The sequence below is a fragment of the Polaromonas sp. P1_E1_2 genome, from assembly GCF_056406035.1.
Genome location: NZ_JBFUAZ010000352.1, coordinates 1 through 4,396, shown reverse-complemented (window position 1 = coordinate 4,396; position 4,396 = coordinate 1). Strand labels below are relative to the sequence as shown.

The following is a 4,396-nucleotide window of genomic DNA, read 5'->3' as shown; positions in this document are numbered from 1 at the left end:
TCTCACTTTGAGGCCTTTTTGGGCCAGCTCCAGCGCAATGGCCGCGCCAATACCGCGCGATGCGCCGGTGACCAGTGCGACCTGGCCTTCAAACTTGACTTCGCTCATGCCAGTAACTCCTTCACTTCCGCCAGGGAGGCGGGATCAAACAGGGGGACACCCGTCAATTCGGGATCGATTCTTTTGGCCATGCCGGCCAGCACCTTGCCAGGCCCGCACTCGACCAGCGTCGTGAGGCCGCGTGCCTTGATGGCCTGCACGCATTCCACCCAACGCACGGGGCCGAAAGCCTGCCCGTACAGCGCCGCGCGAATGCGGTCAGCGTCAGTCTCGACGGCTACCTCTACGTTGTTGATGACCGGGATCTTCGGCGCTGCGAACTCGACTGCGGCCAGCTTCTCGCGCAGCTTCTCGGCTGCGGGCTTCATCAGGCTGGAGTGGAAGGGAGCCGACACCGGCAGGGGCAAGGCGCGCTTGGCACCGTTGGCCTTGAGCACTTCGCAGGCTTTCTCAACCGCAGCCTTGCTGCCCGCGATGACAGTCTGCATCGGGTCGTTGAAATTGACGGCTTCGACCACTTCGGTGGTGTTGGCCCCAAAGCTGCGTGCGGCCTCGGCACAGCCTTCAATCACTTTGGAGGCTTCCATGCCCAGAATGGCCGCCATCGCGCCCACACCGACCGGCACTGCGTCCTGCATGGCCTGCGCACGAAAGCGCACCAACGGTGCGGCTTGCGCGAGCGTCAACACGCCTGAAGCCACCAGAGCGGAGTATTCACCCAGCGAGTGGCCCGCGACCGCGGCCGGCGCGGTACCGGTTTCGGCCATCCAGGCACGGTAAGCCGCCACGCCGGCGACCAGCATGACAGGCTGCGTGTTCGTGGTCAGCGCCAGCGCCTCCTTGGGGCCGTCCTTGATCAGTCGGCCGACATCCTCGCCAAGCGCCTCGGAAGCTTCGGCCAGCGCCTGCACAACCACCGGATGGTCGCCCCAGGCGTCCAGCATGCCGACCGACTGCGAACCCTGGCCGGGAAAAACAATAGCAAACGATTTCAAATGATTACTCCATGGGTCGAATTCTTGGATCGCTGAAAAGCATCCGCATGCATTTTAAGAAGATGAACAGTCATTTTTTGAAGCACAGTCTGTCAGACTGACGACGGTATAGCGCCATTGTGCGCACCACGCAGCCGTGCAAAACCCCATCCGACAGCCGATTTGACGCACTGATAGATAGCCGCAACGGCCAGCCAGGGGTCTATCAGGTAGTCCCACAAATTGGTGGACTCCAGCRACCCCGCAGCCCAGGCCAGTAAAGCCAGAGCGATCAGCAAGGGCAGCAAACGAAATCCCCTGGCCCAGCATGCCAGCGACAGCGCCAGAAGCACCGCCCAGAGAACTGGCGAACCCCAGCCCAGCCGGTAGGCATCCCAGTCACCCCAGCCCAGGGCCAACGGGTACAAGAACAATGCGCCCACAGCAAGGACAACACTCACCAGCATGCACTCGCGGGTATCCGTCAAGCGGACGCCCGACAGGCGCTGGTACATGCCAAGACAGGCGAGTGCCACCAAAGAAATGCTCAGGTCCGAGCTGATGCCGCGCACATAGGCCACGAGCGGTAAACGGGCCGGCCCCACCGGGCACCACAGAAGTACAAACACCGCGGCAGTAGCAAACTTGCGCCACAGCGTGGCGCCATGCCGCCAGCTCAGCAGCCGCAGACACCCGGCGCTGAGCACCAGGTTGATGCCGAACAAGGCGATCAGATCATTTGCCGGAGGAAGCATGGCCGGTCGCCGCTTGCGCGGCCTGGAGGGTTTGCAGGGGATCCAGCCGCACGTGCTTGATGCGCGTGCGATGCCAGGTATAGACGAGATGCAGGTAGCCGTCGCGGGTTTGCAGCAAGTAAGGATAAGAAAATTCCTGGGAGCAGCTCTGGTCTCCGCACAACTGGCGCCGGGCACTGGCTACATAGGACTGGGCTTCGCCGTCGCTGGCGCCGCGGGCTTTGAGCTCCTGAGTCAGCAGGCGCTCATAGTCGATGAGGGACGTGCGCAACTGCGGGTTGGCGGACGATTCGACGATCCATGGGCTTAGCCCGTCAAACGAGCCGCCCGCCGCCGTTTGCAACAAGGCCAGCATTTCGCGATTTCGGGGCGCCGGGTTCAGGGCCAACCATTGCGTGCCGATGTTCGTCATGACGCCGGCCACAGCGGAGTCCGGATTGGGCCAGGTGCTTGCATGCGCGCGCGACCAGGTCTTGCCGGCATCCGTGGTATCTGAAGCCATCAGCGCCGTGGCATTGCCTGAGCGCATGTAGACCTGCGCCTTCTCTGGCCCCGAAACCAGCACAACCGGCTGCAGACCGGTGCGACTACCGGGAACGCGAACTTTGTCGACGACCTGGCCCAGAGCGTTGATACGCAGCACTTCTCCGAATTTGGTGACGAACTCGTGGTACACCGGCAAGCCGGTCTCGCCGCTTTCAAAGCTGACGGGTGCTCCTTTGACCAGCGTACTGATGTTCAGGAAGGGCGACGTCACCAGGCGGCGTGGCATGCTCCAGGTCGCGCCTTCATCCGTGGAACGCGCCCAGCTGATAGAGCTGCCCGCCCATCCGCCCAACGAAACGTTGACCATCCACAGGCAGAGTGAACCATCGGGCGCGCGGGCGATCACCGGATTGCCCAGTTTCTTGACATAGCGCCACAGGCCCTGCTGAAGTGTTTGACGGTTGAACAGCGTGCTTTCCGCGCTCCAGCGCAGACTGGCGGGGTCCATCACCGCGGTCTGGATGGTGACATCCCCCGCGCCTTCGCGCGAGCCCGAAAACCAGACCGCGCGCAAGCGACCATCGCGCAACTCCACGAGGGAAGCTGCATGCACAGCCTGGCCGGGAGAAGATGAGACAAATTGCGCATCAAAACGAAAGCGGCCGTCCGGCGAAAGTTGCTGTGCCGGCAAGCCCGCGCGAGGCAAGGACTTGACGGCATCAGCTGAAGGGCTGGACGGCAATGCCGCAAAAGGGGTGGCCGGTGGGCGCTGCAGGATTTTCCACCCAGCCAGGACGAAAGCCAGCACCAGCAAGGCTGCTGCAAGGCGATCCCATGCACCGGACGGTCTGAAATTCAAATGCCCACCTGTCTGTGAAAGCCTGGCAGATGGGTGGGAGCCACTCAATAGTTGAGAAGCACCGCACCCCAGGTAAAGCCGCCGCCCACACCTTCGAGCATGAGTGTGTCGCCTTTTTGGATCTTGCCGCTGCGCACGGCCACATCCAGCGCGAGCGGGATAGAAGCCGCGGAGGTGTTTCCATGCTGGTCGACGGTGACAATCAGCTTCTCGAGTGGCATCTTCAGTTTCTTGGCCGTGCTCTGCATGATGCGGATATTGGCCTGGTGTGGAATCAGCCAGTCGATGTCGGCATCGGTCATGTTGGCTTTTGCCAGCGTAGCGCGCGCGGCGCTTTCGAGCACACCCACAGCCAGCTTGAACACCGCCTGACCGTCCATCTTGAGCAAGGGGTCGCCCAGGATCTGACCACCCGAGACATTGCCCGGCACACACAGGATGCCGACATGCCTGCCGTCGGCATGCAGGTCGCTGGCAAGAATGCCGGGCGTGTCCGAGGTTTCGAGCACCACGGCGCCGGCGCCATCGCCAAAAAGCACACAGGTGGTCCGGTCTGAAAAGTCCAGGATGCGCGAGAACACTTCAGCGCCGATCACCAGCGCTTTGCTGGCCGAACCGGTGCGGATCATGGCGTCGGCCACGGTCAATGCATAGACGAACCCGCTGCACACAGCTTGCACGTCAAAGGCCGGGCAACCGGCGATGCCCAGTTTGTTCTGCAAAATGCAGGCTGCCGAGGGAAACACCATGTCCGGGGTCGAGGTCGCCACGATGATGAGGTCGATATCGGCAGCCTGCAGACCCGCGGCCTGCAGGGCATTTTTGGCGGCTTCTACACCCAGGTCGCTGCTGGTCACGTCGGACGCGGCAAAGTGGCGGGCCCGGATGCCGGTGCGCTCCACAATCCATTCATCGGAGGTTTCTACACCCCGGGTCGCCAGGTCGGCGGCCAATTCGGCATTGGTCAGTCGGCGCGGCGGCAAATAACTACCGGTGCCGGTGATGCGTGAGTAACGGGTCATTAATAAGTGGCCGGTGTTGAGACTGCTGAGTCAACTGGCATTGAGGAGGTGTCGACAGGCGCACCAGCAGGGGGCGCCGCCTGCGCTGCCACCAGCAAAGGGGCCGCATGGGCTATGCGTTCGCGCACTCTCTCAAGCAAATTGTTCCGAGCCGCATCATAAGCCCGATTCAGCGCCGTCTCAAAAGCAAAGGCGTCCGCTGAGCCGTGGCTTTTGAAAACCAGACCTTGAAGACCGAGC

The 4,396-nt window shown here is 62.4% G+C and carries 5 protein-coding genes and 1 pseudogene; all 6 read right to left on the bottom strand.

All coding sequences use genetic code 11. The features are described 5' to 3' along the window. The coding region (locus AC1D1P_RS15435; protein ID WP_477673584.1) for an SDR family NAD(P)-dependent oxidoreductase at positions 1 to 108 on the bottom strand (108 nt) is incomplete at its 3' end. Next, positions 105 to 1,055, bottom strand: coding sequence for an ACP S-malonyltransferase (fabD, locus tag AC1D1P_RS15430; RefSeq protein WP_477671318.1), 951 nt, complete (start codon positions 1,053 to 1,055; stop codon positions 105 to 107). The genes AC1D1P_RS15435 and fabD, both read right to left, overlap by 4 nt. A 92-nt stretch (positions 1,056 to 1,147) precedes the next feature. Next, positions 1,148 to 1,789: a hypothetical protein gene (locus tag AC1D1P_RS15425; protein WP_477673583.1), complete on the bottom strand. Its 642-nt coding sequence runs from the start codon at positions 1,787 to 1,789 to the stop codon at positions 1,148 to 1,150. Continuing rightward, on the bottom strand, positions 1,770 to 3,134 hold the full coding sequence (locus tag AC1D1P_RS15420; RefSeq protein ID WP_477671316.1) for a sialidase family protein: 1,365 nt from the start codon (positions 3,132 to 3,134) through the stop codon (positions 1,770 to 1,772). Before AC1D1P_RS15420 ends, AC1D1P_RS15425 begins: the two co-directional genes overlap by 20 nt. A 44-nt stretch (positions 3,135 to 3,178) precedes the next feature. Then, positions 3,179 to 4,156: a beta-ketoacyl-ACP synthase III gene (locus AC1D1P_RS15415; protein WP_477671315.1), complete on the bottom strand. Its 978-nt coding sequence runs from the start codon at positions 4,154 to 4,156 to the stop codon at positions 3,179 to 3,181. Then, a pseudogene (locus tag AC1D1P_RS15410) lies at positions 4,156 to 4,396 on the bottom strand (phosphate acyltransferase PlsX); the annotation flags it as partial. The gene AC1D1P_RS15415 and the pseudogene AC1D1P_RS15410, both read right to left, overlap by 1 nt.

Bases quoted from the DNA above. Each gene is read 5' to 3' on its own strand.
- AC1D1P_RS15415 (WP_477671315.1), bottom strand. From the start codon at position 4,156: ATGACCCGTTACTCACGCATCACCGGCACCGGTAGTTATTTGCCGCCG.